The 17665-nt window shown below is 58.1% G+C and carries 12 protein-coding genes; 6 read left to right on the top strand and 6 right to left on the bottom strand.

Annotated elements, in window-relative coordinates; translation table 11 throughout:
* Window positions 1-356 precede the first annotated feature (356 nt).
* A complete protein-coding gene (locus DRW39_RS18515) occupies window positions 357-917 on the top strand; it encodes a hypothetical protein (protein WP_116108569.1) in 561 nt (186 codons plus the stop codon).
* A 27-nt stretch (window positions 918-944) separates the two neighbouring features.
* Here DRW39_RS18515 and DRW39_RS18510 read toward each other — a convergent pair whose 3' ends face one another.
* Both DRW39_RS18510 and DRW39_RS18505 read right to left on the bottom strand, forming a co-directional pair.
* Window positions 945-1376, bottom strand: a complete 432-nt coding sequence (locus DRW39_RS18510; protein ID WP_116108568.1) for a Dabb family protein — start codon at window positions 1374-1376, stop codon at window positions 945-947.
* 93 nt (window positions 1377-1469) lie between these two features.
* Complete coding sequence (locus tag DRW39_RS18505; protein WP_116108576.1) at window positions 1470-2087, bottom strand: LpxA family transferase; 618 nt, start codon at window positions 2085-2087, stop codon at window positions 1470-1472.
* A 302-nt stretch (window positions 2088-2389) separates the two neighbouring features.
* On the opposite strand from DRW39_RS18505, the gene DRW39_RS18500 reads away from it, so the two are divergent.
* From DRW39_RS18500 to DRW39_RS18490, 3 genes are all read left to right on the top strand, one after another.
* Entirely contained in the window at window positions 2390-3223 is an 834-nt protein-coding gene (locus DRW39_RS18500; RefSeq protein ID WP_116108567.1) for a carboxypeptidase-like regulatory domain-containing protein, read from the top strand.
* A gap of 238 nt (window positions 3224-3461) precedes the next feature.
* Window positions 3462-6758 (top strand): VPS10 domain-containing protein, encoded by a 3297-nt coding sequence (locus DRW39_RS18495; protein WP_116108566.1) that lies wholly within the window; start codon window positions 3462-3464, stop codon window positions 6756-6758.
* 952 nt (window positions 6759-7710) lie between these two features.
* Complete coding sequence (locus DRW39_RS18490; protein ID WP_116108565.1) at window positions 7711-8973, top strand: MFS transporter; 1263 nt, start codon at window positions 7711-7713, stop codon at window positions 8971-8973.
* A 5-nt stretch (window positions 8974-8978) separates the two neighbouring features.
* Here DRW39_RS18490 and DRW39_RS18485 read toward each other — a convergent pair whose 3' ends face one another.
* From DRW39_RS18485 to DRW39_RS22340, 4 genes are all read right to left on the bottom strand, one after another.
* Window positions 8979-9794, bottom strand: a complete 816-nt coding sequence (locus DRW39_RS18485) for an inositol oxygenase family protein (protein WP_116108564.1) — start codon at window positions 9792-9794, stop codon at window positions 8979-8981.
* A gap of 30 nt (window positions 9795-9824) precedes the next feature.
* Window positions 9825-11429, bottom strand: a complete 1605-nt coding sequence (locus DRW39_RS18480) for a solute:sodium symporter family transporter (RefSeq protein ID WP_116108563.1) — start codon at window positions 11427-11429, stop codon at window positions 9825-9827.
* A gap of 303 nt (window positions 11430-11732) precedes the next feature.
* On the bottom strand, window positions 11733-12134 hold the full coding sequence (locus DRW39_RS18475) for a 2TM domain-containing protein (RefSeq protein ID WP_116108562.1): 402 nt from the start codon (window positions 12132-12134) through the stop codon (window positions 11733-11735).
* A gap of 412 nt (window positions 12135-12546) precedes the next feature.
* Window positions 12547-12726, bottom strand: coding sequence for a hypothetical protein (locus tag DRW39_RS22340; protein WP_157976214.1), 180 nt, complete (start codon window positions 12724-12726; stop codon window positions 12547-12549).
* A gap of 124 nt (window positions 12727-12850) precedes the next feature.
* Here DRW39_RS22340 and DRW39_RS18470 point away from each other — a divergent pair, with 124 nt between their 5' ends.
* Window positions 12851-14347, top strand: a complete 1497-nt coding sequence (locus DRW39_RS18470) for a M20/M25/M40 family metallo-hydrolase (protein ID WP_157976213.1) — start codon at window positions 12851-12853, stop codon at window positions 14345-14347.
* Window positions 14348-14550: 203 nt separating this feature from the next.
* Window positions 14551-17661 (top strand): SusC/RagA family TonB-linked outer membrane protein, encoded by a 3111-nt coding sequence (locus DRW39_RS18465; protein ID WP_198664939.1) that lies wholly within the window; start codon window positions 14551-14553, stop codon window positions 17659-17661.
* The last annotated feature ends 4 nt before the right edge of the window (window positions 17662-17665 follow it).

The raw sequence follows: 17665 nt of genomic DNA, 5'->3' as shown, positions 1-17665 counted from the left end.
AAGGTTCCGGATTCAAAGTCGCGCACCCGGGCGCGCTTAAAATCGAGGCTAAACCGGCGCCGGGGGCGGATGCGGTGGCTAGACATAAAATCGCTGATTTTGGGTCAACGTATTTCAGTTCTAGACAAGGTTATAGAAGATAGTAGGTGGAGGGCGTAGCTTAAACGGTTGGTGAAAATGTAAAGTTTTTGTGTCCATGGGGGGCTGGAAGTGGCTAGGGCGGCGGTCGGGGAAGCGTTATTTAAATTTTAAAGCGGGGGCGGGCGGGAGTTACCGTGCAATGGAGCGACTACATTCAGCTTTCTTTTACGGGTAGTCGGTTGGCGGCTGCCGGTAGCACCTAAAAACCTAGTTTGATGAAATCGCTTTTCTACCCGGTAATCTTCTCTATTCTCTTCCTTTCAAATTTTGCCCACGCACAGTCTGCGGAAGCGGGGGCGGTCGAGCGGGTGTACGGAGCGCAGATCGGCTACCTGGGGGCCTGGGGGTATGCGGAGCTTCCCCTGGGGCGCCAGGTAGTGGCCCGCCTAAGTGCCGGAATGGACGCCGGGGTACGGTGGGGAAGCTATTACGAGACGACCGACTTTGCTCTGGTACCGGTTATTGCGGCAAGTCCTCGCTGGTACTACAATCTGGACAAGCGCATGCGCAAAGACAAATGGACGGCCCGGAATGCCGCGAACTTTTTTTCCCTCCCCGTTACCTACCATCCGGGCTGGTTCACGATTACCGACGAGCGGGGGATTGGTGCCGATAAGGGAATCAGCATCATTCCCACCTGGGGGATCCGCCGTAATCTGGGGAAGCACTTGAATGTTGAAGTCGGGTTTGGGTTCGGGTATTCGCTGCGGTGGTTGCAGTTTGATAACCGGAGAAGCCGCGGGGCGATCTGGATCCCGCTACGAATCGGGTTTTAGTCGACTTTGTGTGTATCGGGTACGGCATCAGTCCTCCCGCGCCCAGTAATCCACCACGAACACGTCCTTGAGCACCGGTCCCAGCTTCTGCCCGAAGGCCTGATGGGCGGGGTGGGGCAGGTAGGCGTCGCGGTCGGCCTCGCTGTGGAAGGTGAGGAAGAAGGCGTGGGTAAAGCCCTTGTTTAGGTTTTCGGGACTGTTGTTGGTGCCCCATTCATAGCCGCGGATCTCCTCGATCTCGTTGGGTAGGTTGCTGAAGGCTTGTTGTACCTCGGTGATTTGCTCGTCGGTGGCCTCGTCCTGGAAGGCGAAAAAGACGGCGTGGCGGAGGACGCTGTCGGGGGTGGATTCCGTAGCGGATTGCTCGGGTTGGGGGTTGTCCATTGGAGGCGGGGTGGTTTCTTCCTGGCAGGCGGTGAGGGAGATGGCCAGGAGAAGGATGAGTGCGGATAGCTTCATGGAAGGCAATGTACGTTTCCTGTTTCGATGTGCTCGGACCGTTGTGCCTTATTATTTGATAAAGCTTGATGGAATAAGGTAGTATGAGGAAGGTCAGTATCCATTCGGGCGCTCCTGATCAATCAACTGCAATCGGCCGACGATCGTGTCCGGCGCCAGGATCGTTCCCGGGCTGAGCACGGCATTGGCGCCGATCCGGGATCGATCCCCGACTACCGCCCCGAACTTGGTTACCCCGGTCGCGTGGCGCTGCCCATTCAGGATTACCGAGATCGCTTTATCCTCCCGCTCGTTGAAGTGATTGGCGGTGACGGACCCCGCCTCGAAGTTGACGTCAGCACCGATCAGGCTGTTCCCGATGTAGTTGAAGTGGGCGATGGCCGTACGGAGGCAGATGACGCTGCTTTTGATCTCACAGCCCGGGCCGATCGTCACCCTCTCGCCCAGCCAGGCACCCTGCCGGAAATAGGCATTGGCTTTGACGTGGCAGCCGGCTTCCAGGATGACGGGCCCCTGAAACGTCACGTTGGCTTCTACCGTGGCGGTCTCGTGAATGGCCCGATCACCGGCTACATTGAATTTCGGTGGTAAGCTGGCTATCGCCTCTCGAATGATTTCCGCCAGGTCACGGGCAATCTCCCACGGGGCTGCTGGTAGCGGTTGCAGCTGCTGGGGGAGATAAGACAGATACTGATTGGTGGGAAAGCGCATACATCGTGCGGATTGGACATCGGATGTGTCAGGTCTGAAAAAGCGATAGATATCGTAGGTGTTGTCGGTACGGAGGACAAGCATCAGCAGGTATTCTAGATTCAAACCGGCTCAATCATCCGAAATTAGCCTATATCGAAGCAGAAGCCCTTTCCGGTGCCCGATTATTTAACGATTGGCGGATGAGCAGCCTACTCGATTAGGGCGTAGATTGTATACGATTTCCTATGTCCACCTTACCCTTGGAATGATGGGGTGGTGAGCGAGTTAGGCACCCTATTAACCCTTTGAAACTACACCTGATGATCCGAATGGTCCTCCTGCTAAGTGGCTGTCTACTGGTTAGCACTTATGGCTTGTCCCAGCGTGCTTGCCAGCTCTTGGATGAAAACGGCAGCCCCGTACCCTACGCCCACGTCTATCTGTCGACCGTTCAACAGGGAACCCTCACCGACGAAGCGGGGCGTTTTGAACTACCCTGGAAGGAGTTGGCCGCAAGTACCCCGATCGTATTTTCCTGCCTGAACTATGAAGATTTTGAATCCACCGTCGGCGAAGTCCGGGGAGCGGGCGATGCGGCTTGTACCATCACCATGCGCAGCAAGGCTTACGAGCTTGGAGGCGTAGAAGTACTTGCGGATCGAATGAACTTCGCTGCGAAGAAGCTGGGTGTTCCCCCACCCGGTCGGTTCTCTAGAACGGGATATAATTTTCCGGGAAGAGGCTGGGAGCTCGGCGTGCTCATCGAAAACGATGGGCGCTGCCGCCTGCGGGACATCAATCTATTCATTAGTAACGTGAAGGTGGATTCTTTTCATGTAGAGATAAATCTGTACGATTACACCGATGGGGCAATCGGCGATAAACTGCAATCGGAACGCATCTTCACCACGATAAAAAGAGAGGATGCCAATGCTTCCTATGCCGTGCCCCTGTTTGAAGAAAAGCTGTACATAGATGGTCCTTTCGTAGCCTCCGTAACGATGTTGGACGATACAAAAGAGGTAACGGCGATGCTGGAGGCCAGTCCGAAAAAGAAATACGAGGGGTATCGCCACCGCCTCGACGGGCAGTGGGTGCCATACGAGCTAAGCCCCTCCATCTCCGTAGTGATGGAGTGTCCGGAGGCGCGGTAGGCTACATTTCAATTTTTGAGCCGGGCGGTGTAGACATCGGATGTGGCAGGTCTGTCAAAACGACAGACATCCGATGTCTACGCGCACGCCATCGTCGCTTTAAGCAGGTTCGTCACCAGGGAAGGGCATATTCCGCTACCGGAGCCCCTGGCCTACATCCGATGTGTGCCAACTTTTCGGGCCTGACACATCCGATGTTTTCCCCCCTTCTGTATCTTCCCCCCTTATCCCAGACCAAATGAACCGACTCAAGCAACTCCTAACCGTAGTATTGCTCACCTGCGCCCCGGCGCTATTCCTCGCCCAGGACCTCAACGAAGACCACTGGAAAGCCCTTGCCCCCCGCAACATCGGCCCGGCGGGCATGTCCGGACGGGTGACCGGCTTTGATGTCAACCCTGAGGATCGCGACCAGATCTACGTAGCCACGGCCAGCGGCGGACTGTGGAAAAGCACCAACGGCGGCATCAATTTCCAGCCGCTCTTCGACGACGAAAAGTATTTGAGCATCGGCGCCGTAGCCGTCAGCGATGCCAACCCGAATATCGTCTGGGCCGGCACCGGCGAGGGCAACCCCCGCAACTCGGCCAACTACGGCGGTGGCATCTACCGCAGCCTCGACGGCGGTAAGAACTGGGAGATGATGGGCCTCGAAAATACCCGCCATATCTACCGCATCTTGCCGCACCCGACGGATGAGAATACGGTCTACGTAGGCGCCATGGGCAGCATGTGGGCCCCCAACCCCGAGCGGGGAGTGTACCGTACCACCGACGGCGGTAAAAGCTGGGAAAAAGTATTGTACATCAACGAAGGCACCGGCATCGCCGACTTCGTCATGGACCCCACAAACCCCGACAAGCTCGTGGCGGCAACCTGGACCTTCGACCGCGACCCCTGGTTCTTCAATTCCGGCGGCCCCGGCTCCGGCATCTGGATCAGCAAGGACGGCGGCGACAACTGGGAGCGCCGCACCGCCAAGGACGGTTTGCCCAAAGGCAACCTCGGCCGCATCGGCCTGGCCATTGCCGCCAGCAATTCCGACATCATCTACGCGCTGGTGGAAGCCAAGGAAAACGGTCTGTACAAATCCACCGACGGCGGCGAAACCTTCGAGCTGGTCAGTACCAAGAACATCGGCACCCGGCCCTTTTACTACGCCGAGCTGTACGTTGATCCCACGAATCCAAACGTCATCTATAACGTCCACACCTACGTGGATAAGTCCACCGACGGCGGCCGAACCTTCGAAGAGATTGCCAACTACGGCAACAGTGTCCACCCCGACCACCACGCCTTCTGGATCGACCCGAATGACCCGGAATTCCTTATCGACGGCAACGACGGGGGCATGAACATCAGCCGGGACGCCGGTAAGACCTGGCGATTCATCGGTAACCTGCCCCTGGCCCAGTTCTACCACATCAATTACGATATGAGCTACCCCTACCTCGTGGGCGGCGGTCTGCAGGATAATGGCAGCTGGGTCGGACCCAGCCAGGGACTCAAGAGCGGCGGAATTACCGGCGCCGACTGGCAGGAAGTCTACTTCGGCGACGGCTTCGACATGATCTTCAAGCCCAACCAACCCGACGTGGTCTACGCCGCCAGCCAGGGCGGAGCCCTCGGCCGCGTACACCGCTCGACCGGTAAAACGATCTCCATCAAACCCATCCATCCGGAGGGAGAGTTCCTTCGCTTCAACTGGAACGCGCCGATCGCGCAGTCGCCCCGCGACCCGAACACCATCTACATGGGCAGCCAATTCGTGCACAAGAGCACCGACGCCGGCGACAGCTGGCAGATCATCAGCCCCGACCTGACCACCGACGATAGTACCAAGCAACGGCAGGACATCAGCGGCGGCCTCACCATCGACGCCACCCAGGCGGAAAATCATACCACCCTTCTGGCTATCGTTCCGGAAGCGACCGGTAACACCATCGGCGATAGCGTCATCTGGGTAAGCAGTGACGACGGCCTGCTCCATTTGACCCGCAACGGCGGCCGCACCTGGACCGAACTGAGTGGCAAGCTCACCGGCATGAATCCTAATAGCTGGATCCCCTACATCGAATCTTCGCCCACCAACCCCGGCGAAGCCTTCGTCGTGGTTAATGACTACCGCCGCGGCGACTACCGCCCCATGGTGTACCATACTACCAACTACGGCGACAGCTTTACCCGCATCGTGGACGAGGACAAAGTGATGGGCCACGCTCAGGCCATCGTACAGGACCCCGTGGAAGAAAATCTGCTCTTCCTCGGAACCGACCAGGGGCTCTGGTTCAGCCTCGACTACGGCGATACCTGGACGCGCCACGACGCCGGCTACCCCCACGTCAGCACCCGTGACCTGAAGATCCATCCCCGGGAGCACGACCTGATCATTGCCACCTTTGGCCGGGCGGCCTGGATCCTGGACGACATTCGTCCGTTCCGGGAACTGGCGCGCGAGGGCATGGATATCCTGCAGGACAGCTTCGTCGTCTTCGATGCCCCCGATGCCTATCAGTGGGAATACCGCTCTTACCAGGGTACCCGCTTCTACGGCCAGGCCGACTTCCAGGGCGAGGATCGCCCCTACGGCGCCATGCTCACCTACTGGGTGCGCCCCGGCGGTCCCTCGGAAATAGTTGACGCCGATTCCGTAGACGTGAGCCAAATGGTCGGATATTCCATGATCGATCCCGAGATTAAGGAAGACATTCCCGGCCGGGAAACGGGCAGCATGCGCGCCGCTTACGCCGACGAGAACGATCCAATCGAGCCGGTCGCCGCACCGAAGGATAAGGTCACCATCCAGGTCATTGACGTACAGAGCGGCGATACCATCCGTACCTACACCGAGAAGCCGAAGTGGGGCATGAACCGGACCGCCTGGAACATGCGACGCGACGGCATCGAATCCCCCAGCCGCCGCGAACGCCGCGAAGACGCCGATACCCCCAGCGGAATGGCCGTCGTGCCCGGCACCTACCGCCTGAAGCTAACCTACGGCGACCACACCGACGAGACCATGGTGACCATTCACGCCGATCCCCGAGACACCTTCAACGGCAGCGGACGCTACGCCCAACGGGATGCTTTATACCGGGAATTCGAGGATAAGACCGTGCAGGTAACCGCCGCTTTTGACCGGCTGCAGGAGGCCCGCAAGTCGCTTTCCCGCGTAGCGGAAGTAATCAAAAATGCCCCCGCGGAAGTCAAGGACTCGCTCGACGCCGACCGCAAGGAAATCGTCAAGCAAATCGACGACCTTGAAGAGATCGTCATGGAGCCCGAAGACCTGAAAGGCATCCAGCGCAACCCGACCAACCTTCAGGCCACCATGTTCACCGCCCGCCGCTACGTCTCCCAGACCGAGGGGCGCCCGCAGCAACTCGCTACCCTCGCTATGGATCAATACACCGAGATGGCGGATGACTTCATCGAGCAGGTGAATACGTTCCTGACGGGTGATCTGCGATCGTTCCGGGAGGAGGTGCAGGCGGCTGATCTGACCTTGTTTGGTGATCTGGAACCGGTGGATTAGACGCGGGGGTCGCTTTGCTTCCCGCTGGTAGACGGGCCTGCGGCCGTGGTAGACGCGGGGGTCGCTTTGCTTCCCGCTGAGTAGACGGGCCTGCGGCCCTGGTAGATGCGGGGTCGCTTTGCTTCCCGCTGGGTAGACGGCCTGCGGCCCTGGTAGATGCGGGGTCGCTGCGCTTCCCGCTGAGTAGACGGGCCTGCGGCCTTGGTAGACGCGGGGTCGCTGCGCTTCCCGCTGGGTAGACGGCCTGCGGCCCTGGTAGATGTGGGGTCGCTTCGCTTCCCGCTGGTAGACGGCCTGCGGCCTGTGGATTTTTCAACACGGATGTCCACAGATTTTAGGCACAGATTAATCACTGATTTTCTGTAGTACTGCGGATTGCTTTCGTGAATATTTCGCAGTACCCAGCATGATGCAGCAGGCAAGAGGTGGCGGCATACGGGGTGAACGTCCGTCCGCGAATACCGGCCTTCTACCCGACTAGGAAAACTTTGGGAGGAGATGTCGGTTAATCCGACTTTGTCCGCGATATACCACCCGGGCTGCGAAGCAAGCCGACCCGAAAAGCAAATTGTGCTACGGGAAACCCGAAATAGCGGCGCAGCCAATCCGTGTAAAATCCGTGCTCTATATCTGTGTAAATCTGTGTTGAGATATCCCTGGCAAGCGAAGCAAGCCGACCCGAAAAGCAAATTGTGCTAAGAGAAACCCGAAATAGCGGCGCAGCCAATCCGTGCAAAATCCGTGCCCTATATCCGTGTAAATCTGTGTTGAGATATCCCTATCAAGGGAAGCGAGCCGACCCGAAAAGCAAATTGAACTAAGAGAATCCCGAAATAGCGGCGCAGGCAATCCGTGCAAAATCCGTGCCCTATATCCGTGTAAATCTGTGTTGAGAAACCCCCGGTGAGCGAAGCGAGCCAAAGAAACAAGAACTCGATAAAAACCAAACCAAATGACGGACCCCCAGCCCCGTCCGGGCATCCTTACCCGCCAGAACGGTAGGTACCTCGGCTTCGGCTTCCTGCACTTCTTCTTCAGCTTCGTCGGCCAGACGTTCTTCATCAGCCTCTTCGTGGCCCGCATGACGGAGCGGATGGACTGGGCCGACAACACCTTCGCCGCCATCTACTCCACCGTTACCCTGGCGGCGGCCTTCGTGCTCCCGGTGATCGGCAACCAGGTGGACCGCCTCAAGGTGCGCTACGTAAGTACGGTGGCCGCTGGCTTCCTGCTGATCGGTACGGCGTTGCTGGCCTTCACCGACCACATCGCGCTGCTGGTAGCTGGCCTCTTCATCGTGCGGCTGGGCGGACAGGGCGTCATGCCCCTCATCGGCTCCACGACCATCGGCCGCTACTTCGATAAGCGGCGGGGGCGGGCGCTGGCCCTGTCCATCATCGGCATCTCGGCGGCGGAGGTCCTGCTGCCCCCGCTGGCAACCTACGCTATGACGAGCTACGGCTACGCGCCGGTATGGCTCATGGCGGGCTGCGCGGTGCTCTTCGTCTTCGTACCCCTGGTCTGGTTGCTGGTGCGGCGGAACGACGATTTCCAGAAGGCCGCCACCGTAGCGGAGGCCCAGCAAAAGCGGGATCCCGGCGCGGCGGAGGTTACCTCCTGGTCACGGGGAGACGTCCTGCGGGACCGCCGTTTTCAGTTGGTGCTGCCCATCGTCCTGTTCATCCCATTTGTGTTTACGGGGCTGGTCTTCAACCAATCGGTGATCGCGGAGGAACGGGGGTACACGGCCGAAACCATGGCTTACGGACTCTCCACTTACGGGCTCGTACGCGTGATCTTTTTACTCTTCGGTGGCGACCTAATCGACCGCATCGGGCCCACCCGGCTGCTACGCTTCGTGCTGATGCCGGCCGTGGCGGGCCTGCTGGTGCTGATGCTGGTCGAAGCCACCTGGGCCGTACCCGTCTTCTTCGGCCTGATGGCCGTGAGCGGGGGCACGGACTCGGTGAACACCCCGGCCCTCTGGGCCGAGCGCTACGGCCCCAGGTTCCTGGGTAGCATTAAGAGTACCGTCCGCCTGTTCGTGGTGGTTTCCAGCGCGGCGGCACCCATCCTGTTCAGCTACGGGCTGGGATGGAGCCTGCGCGGCTGGTTGATCGTTCTGGTCGTCTACGGCCTCATCTGCATCGGCCTCGCCATAGGGGAGCGGCGGATCGACCGGAAGGGCAGGGAAATGGCGGCGGAGCGCAGGTAGAAAGCCTACCAGTAAATGGGCCCCTTACCCAGATACTTCTCCGCGATCGGCTGGTAGTAATCCAGCACCTCCTCTAAGTCGTAGACTTGCTGGCTCTTGGTGTACAGGTCGTACTGGTTGAAGTCGCGGATGATCTCCAGGTAGCGATCGTCCTTTTCGTTGGTGATTTCCGTGTAGGCGCCACCGGTATGCCAGGGATAGAAAGAATGATAGCGGATCATAACCATGGCCTCCGCGGGAAGGGTATTCGTCGCATGGTGGTTCAGGACCTGGTAGAGATACTCGTCGTGACCCCACGCCAGGTCGACGTTGTCGATGCCACAGCCCCGCTCGTACTGGCCGAGGGGCGTGTTATAGCGGGGATCGTGCATATCCGGGTTGAGTTGATTGAATTCCGGGTACACGCAGGCGTCGGGCAGGGCACAACCCACTACGAAGACGTCGCCGACCATGCCCCACTGCTCATCCTGGCTGGTGCCGTCTTCGTCGCTTCCCCAAAGAAACATGACCTTGCCGAGGTCGTGGATGAGGCCGGTGAGCTGCATCCAGTCGGGGCGACCGTCGGCGCGGATGGCCTCGGCGCTCTGAATCAGGTGTTGTACGTTGGGTAGATCGAGATCGGGATCGCTGACATCGATCAATCTATTGAGTTCGCGCATGGCGTCCCACAAGTCGAGGGGCTTGTCGAAGGTGAGGTACTTACGGTGCATGCGCTGTACGTATTCAACTGTCTGATTCTTCCGCATCTTCCGGTAGTGCTCGCGGACGGCCACCGAGACATCCGGTGCGTCGTAGTTTCTGAAGACCTTTGCTTCTGCCATGATAGATCGATATTTAAATATGTAAACGGGTTATACGTTACCCAATGAAAGATAGATAAAAAGGGTCAGCAACACCAGCAGCATGCTGAATCCCTTCGCGTACTTCCACGGATGCAGGTCCAGCAGGCCCACGTCCGCCATGATAAAGGTAGGTTCTTTCGAGCCCCAGTGCGATACCAGGTGCATGACGAGGATGTTCAGCACGAACTCGATACCCCAGATGTGTACGAAGTGTAAGGGAACTTGGACCACGTAGTCCATCACCACGTAAAACAACAGCCCGAATACCAGTCCGGCCTTCGCACCCGTAGCGGACACCCGGGGAAACAGGAAGCCCGCGATAATAACGCTGGCGATCGGGATGAAGAAAATGCCGTTCAGTTGCTGGAGCAATTGGTAGAGACCGTCCGGGGCATTGGCGACGAAGGGGGCGATCCCGATAGCAAACAAGGCCAGCAGGGCGGAGGTCCACTTGCCGATCCGCACCAGCCGCAGTTCGCCGGCCTCGCGATCCAGGTAGCGCTTATAGATGCCCAGGCTGAACACGGTGGCCGCGCTGTTCAGCGTACTGTTAAAGGTGCTGAAAATGGCCCCCATCATCACGGCCACGAAGAAGCCCGTAAGCCAGAGCGGCAATACCTGCTTTACGAGCTGCGGGTAAACACTGTCGGGGTTACCGTACAGGCTCTCGCCGTAGTAATAAAAGCCGATCAGGCCGGGAAGTACGATGATGAGCGGCACCAGTATTTTGAGCAGACCGGTGAAGAGCAACCCCTTCTGGGCCTCCTTCAGGCTCACGGCACCCAGGACCCGCTGAATAATGGACTGGTGCATCGTCCAGAAGTACAGCTGGTTGATCACCAGGCCGGTAAACAGCACTTCGAAGGGCAGGATAGCCGAGCGTGCGCCTTCCCCGATCCCCGGCTCGGTACTGATCACGTCGAATTTCTCGGGGCTATTGTTGAAAACTTTGGACAGTCCCGCCAGCGGGTCCCCTTCACCGATCGCGATCAGGGCCAGTAGGGGAACGAGCAGTCCCGCGGCCAGCAAACCGAAGCCGTTAATGGTATCCGTGTAGGCAACCATCTTAAGCCCACCGAAGATGGCATAGATGGCCCCGATCACGCCCACCACCACCACCGTAACGATGATGCCTTCCTCCACGCTGATGTCCAGCAAATCCGAGATGCCGAAGATGGCCTCGATATTCAGGGCCCCGGTGTACAGCACGATGGGTAGCAGCGTCGCCACGAAGGAAACGATGAGCAACAGGGCGACCAGTGTACGCGTAAGGCCGTCAAAGCGTTTCTCGAGAAATTCGGGGATGGTGGTCAGCCCCATCTTCAGGTACTTCGGTGCGAAGTACAGCGCGCCGACGATCAACGCCAGGGCGGAGGTCACCTCCCAGGCCACGATGATGGCCCCGTTACGGTAGGCGGAGCCGTTCATGCCGACCAAGTGCTCCGTAGAGATATTGGTCAGCAGCAGCGAGCCCGCGATAATGATTCCCGTAAGCGAACGTCCGCCCAGGAAGTACCCGTCCTGCGTATCCAGCCGGTCGCGACGGAGTTGCCAGCTGGCGTAAAGTGCCACGAAGCCGGTGTAGAGGAAAAATGTTAGCAAGGTAATTTCCATGTGGCTGGAAAACCTGGTTTGCAGGATGTGAAAAGCCGGTCCAGGCGCTGGCCCGGCCGTCCTAAATGTAGGTTTTTGAAGGCTATTGCCGTTGCGGCCGGGCGCTGGGTGATCCGATGACCGGTGGGCGGTCTGCTCCTGTCGCACCGTCGGCTGCACACATTTGACGGGCACTGAAGACTTCAACCCGAGATTTTCGTGCGGTTCAGTCGGTCACTTCCGATTGTCAAGACGCCCGTAAAGGGAACGATCAAGGGCGTGCCATTTGGAGGATCCGCGCCGGCGGTTATCTCCTCTTCCGGACTAAACTAAGCCGTCCCTTTCCATAGGCCTTTTTACCGGCTCCCGCAAGTCCAGGCGCTCGTGGTCGTTTAGCAGATCACGCTCTTTTCGTATCTGATCTTTCAGTTCCCGTTTCCGGATCAGGCGGTCCAGCTCTTTCTCCAGTTCGTCTTCTTCCCAGTCGGCATTCACGCCGAAAATTTCCAGGTTTTCCGTCCCGAAGGTGCTGAAATAATGCGCGGCCACGCCAATGCCCCAGCTCAGTGCCACGATCATCACGGGAAGCAGGTCACCATTATTTGCGGAGGACATGATTACGTACAGCAGGGCCAGGGTAAGCAGGTAAGCGATCAAATGGGAAACGAAGCCTTTCTTCGCTTTCACCTTTTTCCTGGCCTGTTCGTAGAGATCGTCTTCTTTCATCCGTCGCTGGTTTATAGCTATTTCTCGGTTCCCTCCTGTGTCCGCTTTCGTGGACTAAAATACCGAATTTTTTGGCTCGATGCCAGGGGTTGTCTTGTATGATCGTCCTCGACTTCCTACTCCAGTGTACTCCGCTGCAAGCAATATTCCATACGGGAGCATGCCAAGTCACCCCTTTACATCCGAAACAGCGCGCCTAGGGTGAGGTATCCGTACCCGCTGTTTGCGGCGGAGCGCAGGTAAAAGCATTTCGAGTTAAGTCAAGCCGGTGAATTACACTCCATCGGGAGGACGTAGTGGGTGCTGCGACCCTGACCGCGTTTAAGCGATGCACCATTATCCGACAGCTGTTTGAAGGAACGCGCTGCTGTAGGTTGTGATACCCGATTGATGTGCATATGTATTTTCGTGGTCATTCCTCCTCCACCAGCCGTTCCAGTAAGTAATGGTGAATTTCCTTCGCTGGAAGCAGGTTTCTCCGATCAAGAAGCAAAACGCTCTTTTCACAGTATTCCTGTAGCTTATCTTCGATGGTGACCTGATCCCGGTAGATGTTAGGCCATCCGTTCAACTGCCAGTTGTATGATGACATGATTGTGTGTAATAATCGTGTCCGATTTACATAATATGATATGATTAAGCTGGTGAAATATATCAACCCCGTTTTGGTTCGATACACGTTATATGGAGGAGTCGTATACCGACTGGTTTTATTAGTGACTGGATTAACAGCGTCAATAGCTGTCTACGGCCAACTGAACACAGAGGAGATAGGATCGCTAACCGACCGCGCCCTCCCTACCGCCCTCGATGAACTCACCACCTTTCTCACCATCCCCAACGATGGCAACTATTCGGATCAGGTCGAGGCTAACCTGGCCTGGTGCAGGGAGCGCTTTGCAGGACTGGACTACAAGGTAACGCGCATCGAGACCCCCGGTCAGCCGCTGCTCTTCGCGCAAAGGACGGTCGACCCGGCGCTACCTACCGTGCTTTTTTACCTGCAGATCGACGGTCAACCCGTGGATACCACTGCCTGGGACCAGCCCAATCCTTACCGCGCGGTATGGAAGCGAAAGAATGCGGACGGCAGTTATACCACCGTCGATCGGGAGGCATCGGGCTTCGATCCCGAGCTCCGCTTGTTCGCCCGCTCGGCTTCCGACTCCAAGGGGCCGGCCATGACGTTCATTACGGCACTCGACGTCCTACGGCGAGAAGGTATCTCACCCGCATACAACGTGAAGGTCATCATGGACTTCCAGGAGGAACTCGGCAGCGACGACCTTCCCGGAGCCTTGGCCGCCAACCGGGAGCTGTTTACCGCCGATATGCTGGTGATCATGGACGGTACCCGCCACGTCAGCAACGAACCGACGCTGACCTTCGGCGCGCGGGGCATCGCTACGGTGACACTGCGGATTTTCGGCCCGGCCTACCCTCTGCACAGCGGACAGTACGGCAACTTCGCCCCTAACCCCGTATTTGCCGCTTCCCGCCTGTTGGCGGCCATGAAGGACGAGACCGGTCGGGTGCTGATCCCCGGTTTCTACGACGGGGTGGAACTATCCGCATCCGATAAGGAGGAAATGAACAGGGTGCCGGAGACAAGGGAGGAAATCCGGCAGATGGTGGGCATCGCAGAACAGGAAGCCCTGGGCGACACCTATCAGGAAGCCTTACAGTATCCTAGCCTGAACGTGCGGGGCATGCAGAGTGGCTGGACCGGCAAAGAAGTTCGGACACTGATCCCGGAGGACGTCACCATCGAGATCGATATGCGATTGGTACCCGAAACACCGGGGGAGCGGCAGGTGGCCTTGCTGCGCCAGTTTATTGAAGACCGGGGTTACCACTTCGTCGACTCCCTGCCGACGGAAGCCGAGCGCCTGAGGTACCCGAAGCTAATTGATTTTACCTCGAGTATCGGATCCGTGCCCTTCCGAACCGACCTGGGGACGCCCATCGATCGCTGGCTGACCGCGGCGGTCCGTCGCGGTCTGGATAAGGACCCCGTGCGGATGCGTACTACGGGTGGTTCCCAGCCGATGGGGCCATTCGTCAATCTGCTGGGCCTGCCCGCCGTTTCGCTGCGCATTCCGAACCCGGATAATAGTATTCACGCCCCGAACGAGAATATCCGGCTAGGCAACTTCCGGGAGGGAATAATGGAGTGTCTCGCCGTATTAACACAATCCGTTTCCAGGAAGTGATTTTACCTGCGCTCCGCCGCCGCCTTGCTTTTCGAAAAAATATTCATATTGCGTGTACGTAAACGCGTGCTGGGATAATTTTGAGTAAAATTTGCTTAGTACGGCGGTTGGGATTTGAAAACTCAGTATAAACCACCTATATTGACCTTACTAAATCGTTTAACTACGATTCGAAACTTAATCTAACACCGAAATATTTTCACATGGTCATGCATTGCAAGGCCTGGATAGGCACGCTCCTATTCAGTGCGGCTCTCCTAGTGCCCGGCACTTCCATTCTCTACGCCGGCTCCCTCTTTCCGACCGGGTCGCCTCATTTGCTTGTGGATGCGCCAACGGATGAGGAACGTGTCATTACCGGCCAGGTCGTCGACGCCGAAACCGGCGAATCGCTGATCGGGGCGACCATACGCGTCAAGGACAGCAGCGGCGGCACGGTAACGGACCTCGACGGCAACTTTACCCTTACCGTACCGGACGGACCGGTCACGCTGGTCATTTCGTCCATTAGCTACGCGACGCAGGAAGTCATCGTCGATGAGCAATCCGAAATCGTCATCGAACTGTCGACCGACGTGCAGTCCCTCTCGGAGGTAGTCGTGGTGGGCTACGGTACGCAGCGGAAATCGGACGTTACCGGCGCCATCGGCACCCTCAGTTCGGAGGAACTGCTCAAGGCCCCCGTTACCAACGCCATCCAGGGCCTGCAGGGCAAAGTAGCTGGCGTGAACGTCTTCCTGAACTCGGGCGCACCCACCGGAAGCCCCCGCGTGCTGATTCGGGGCCTCGGAACGATCAACTCCAGTTCCAGCCCGCTGTACGTAGTGGACGGCGTGGTGATGGAAGACATCCAGTTCCTGAACCCGAACGACATCCAGAGTATGGAGGTGCTGAAGGACGCTTCGGCCACCGCTATCTACGGGGCCCGGGGCGCTAACGGCGTTATTTTGGTTACGACCAAGCGCGGACCCAATACCGAGGGTATCGTGGTCGGCTACGACGGCTATGTCTCGGCCGGTAACCTGCGGAAGAAAATGGACGTGCTGAACGCTGAAGAATGGCTGGAGGTCGTCGAGCGCGGCATGGAGAATGCACCGCTTTACGGGGGTACGAACCCCGGTTTTAGTACCGATAACCCGCTTTTCTTCGACGAGAACGGCAACCCGCTTTACGACACCGACTGGCAGGAGGAGGCCACCCGTACGGCCATCTCCCACAGCCACCAGGTATCCATTCAGCAGCGTACGGGCAACTCCTCTTACGGCGTATTTCTGAACTACACCGGCACCGAGGGTATCATGCTGAACAACTACCTCAACCGCATCTACGGTAAGGTAGCCTACGAGGGAACGCCCAAGGATTGGTTGACTTTCGGTTTCAATATTCTAACCAACCGTACGAAAGAGAACAGCTTCGAGGAGGGCGGCGGCGGCCAGGTGCCGCGGCGTACTATGATTGAGATGCCGGCCATCTTTCCGGTACGCTTCCCGGACGGGACCTACTCCAACAGTGGCGACCTGGTAGGAAACTTCAACCTCGAGGCCATGGCGAATCCGGTCCACGTACTGGAAACACAGGATCGGCTTGCCAAGCGGACGCAGATCTTCGGCAATGCCTACCTGGTCTTTAACATCGCCGAGGGCCTCAATTTCCGCACCCAGTTTGGCTTCGATAACCACGAGCGGCTCTTCCAAACCTATAGTCCACGGGACCTGATCAACATCTCCGACCCCCAGGGCTTCGCCAATCAGAACAGCCAGCAGGTCAGCTACTGGCAGCAAGAGAACTACCTGAATTACAATAAACTGTTCGGCTTGCACAGCATCAGCGGGGTGGCCGGTTTCAGCTTCCAGAAGCGCACCGACGAGAACTACGGTATCAGCGTACGCGGTTTCGCCGACGACTTCTTCCGCTTCAACAACCTGGGCGCGGCCAGCCAGCCCGAGGCACCCTATTCCGGCTACACCGACTGGACGCTGAACTCCTACTTCCTGCGCGGCAGCTACAGCTACGACGACCGCTACCTACTTACCCTGACCGGCCGGGTGGACGGCTCCTCCCGCTTCGGTTCCGGCAATAAGTACGGCTGGTTCCCCTCCGTGGGCGTGGGCTGGGTACTGTCGAACGAGGAATTCCTCACCGGCAACCCGACCATCAGCCAGTTGAAACTGCGCTCCAGTTTCGGCATCACCGGTAACACGGAGATCGGCTCCTATCGGTCGTTGGCGACGGTAGGCTCCGGAACCACCCTGATCGACGGGCAGCGGGTGACCTCCACGGTCATCAACGGTCTGTCAAACCCCGATCTACAGTGGGAGCGTACCCAGCAATTCGACGTAGGCTTCGACTTGTCGCTGTTCAACTACCGCGTCGGCCTGGAAATGGACTACTACTACAAGCTGACCACCGACCTGCTGCTGGAGCGGCCCCTGCCCCAGACCACCGGTTTCGGATCCATTCTGGACAACATCGGCTCGGTATCGAATCGCGGCATCGAAGTACTGCTCACCACCCAGAACGTAGTGAATAATAACTTCACCTGGAGTTCCACGCTGAACTTCAATTACAATCAGAACCGCATCGAGAAACTCGGTGAGAACGATGAGGACATTGAGGGCGGTCCCTTCTGGGTATCGGGTAGCCAGACCATCCTCCGAGTGGGCGAGCCGCTCTCCTCCTTCTGGGGTTACCGCCGCCTGGGCACCTGGAACACCGACGAAGCCGACGAGGCCGCCGAGGTGGGCCGCATTCCCGGCGAGGCTAAACGAACTACCGAAAAGGAAATCATCGGCAGCGGGCTACCCGACTGGACGGGCAGCTTCATCAACGACTTCACGCTCGGCAACTTCGACCTGTCGATCAACCTGCAGTTCGTACTCGGCGTGGACATCATGCAGCAGTACTACCACTCGGTGGAAGACCGCTCCGGTATCGCCAGCGGCCTGCGGACCATCCTGACCGAAGCCTGGACGCCGGAAAACCAAAACACCATGGTGCAGCAGATCCGCCACCAGGCCTGGGCCGGCCAGAACAGCGAAGTCGACGATCACTGGGTGGTGGACGGTTCCTACCTGCGGGGCAATGCCTTTACCCTCGGCTACAACCTGGCCGGCAGCGTACTGGACCGTCTCAATTTAGGCCGGTTGCGCCTCTACGTATCGGGACAGAATGTTTTCGTGCTCCACAATGACGATTTCCAGGGCCTGGACCCCGAAGCCACCTCCTGGGGTGGTAACCAGTGGGGGCAGAACATCTTCTTCTTCCAGTACCCCCGCCCACGCACCTTCACCTTCGGCCTTAACGCACAATTTTAAGCAA

This window comes from Lewinella sp. IMCC34191 (assembly GCF_003390935.1).
GTDB lineage: Bacteria > Bacteroidota > Bacteroidia > Chitinophagales > Saprospiraceae > Neolewinella.
The sequence above is the reverse complement of the archived record's forward strand: the minus strand, read 5'-3'. Positions and strand labels throughout refer to the sequence as shown.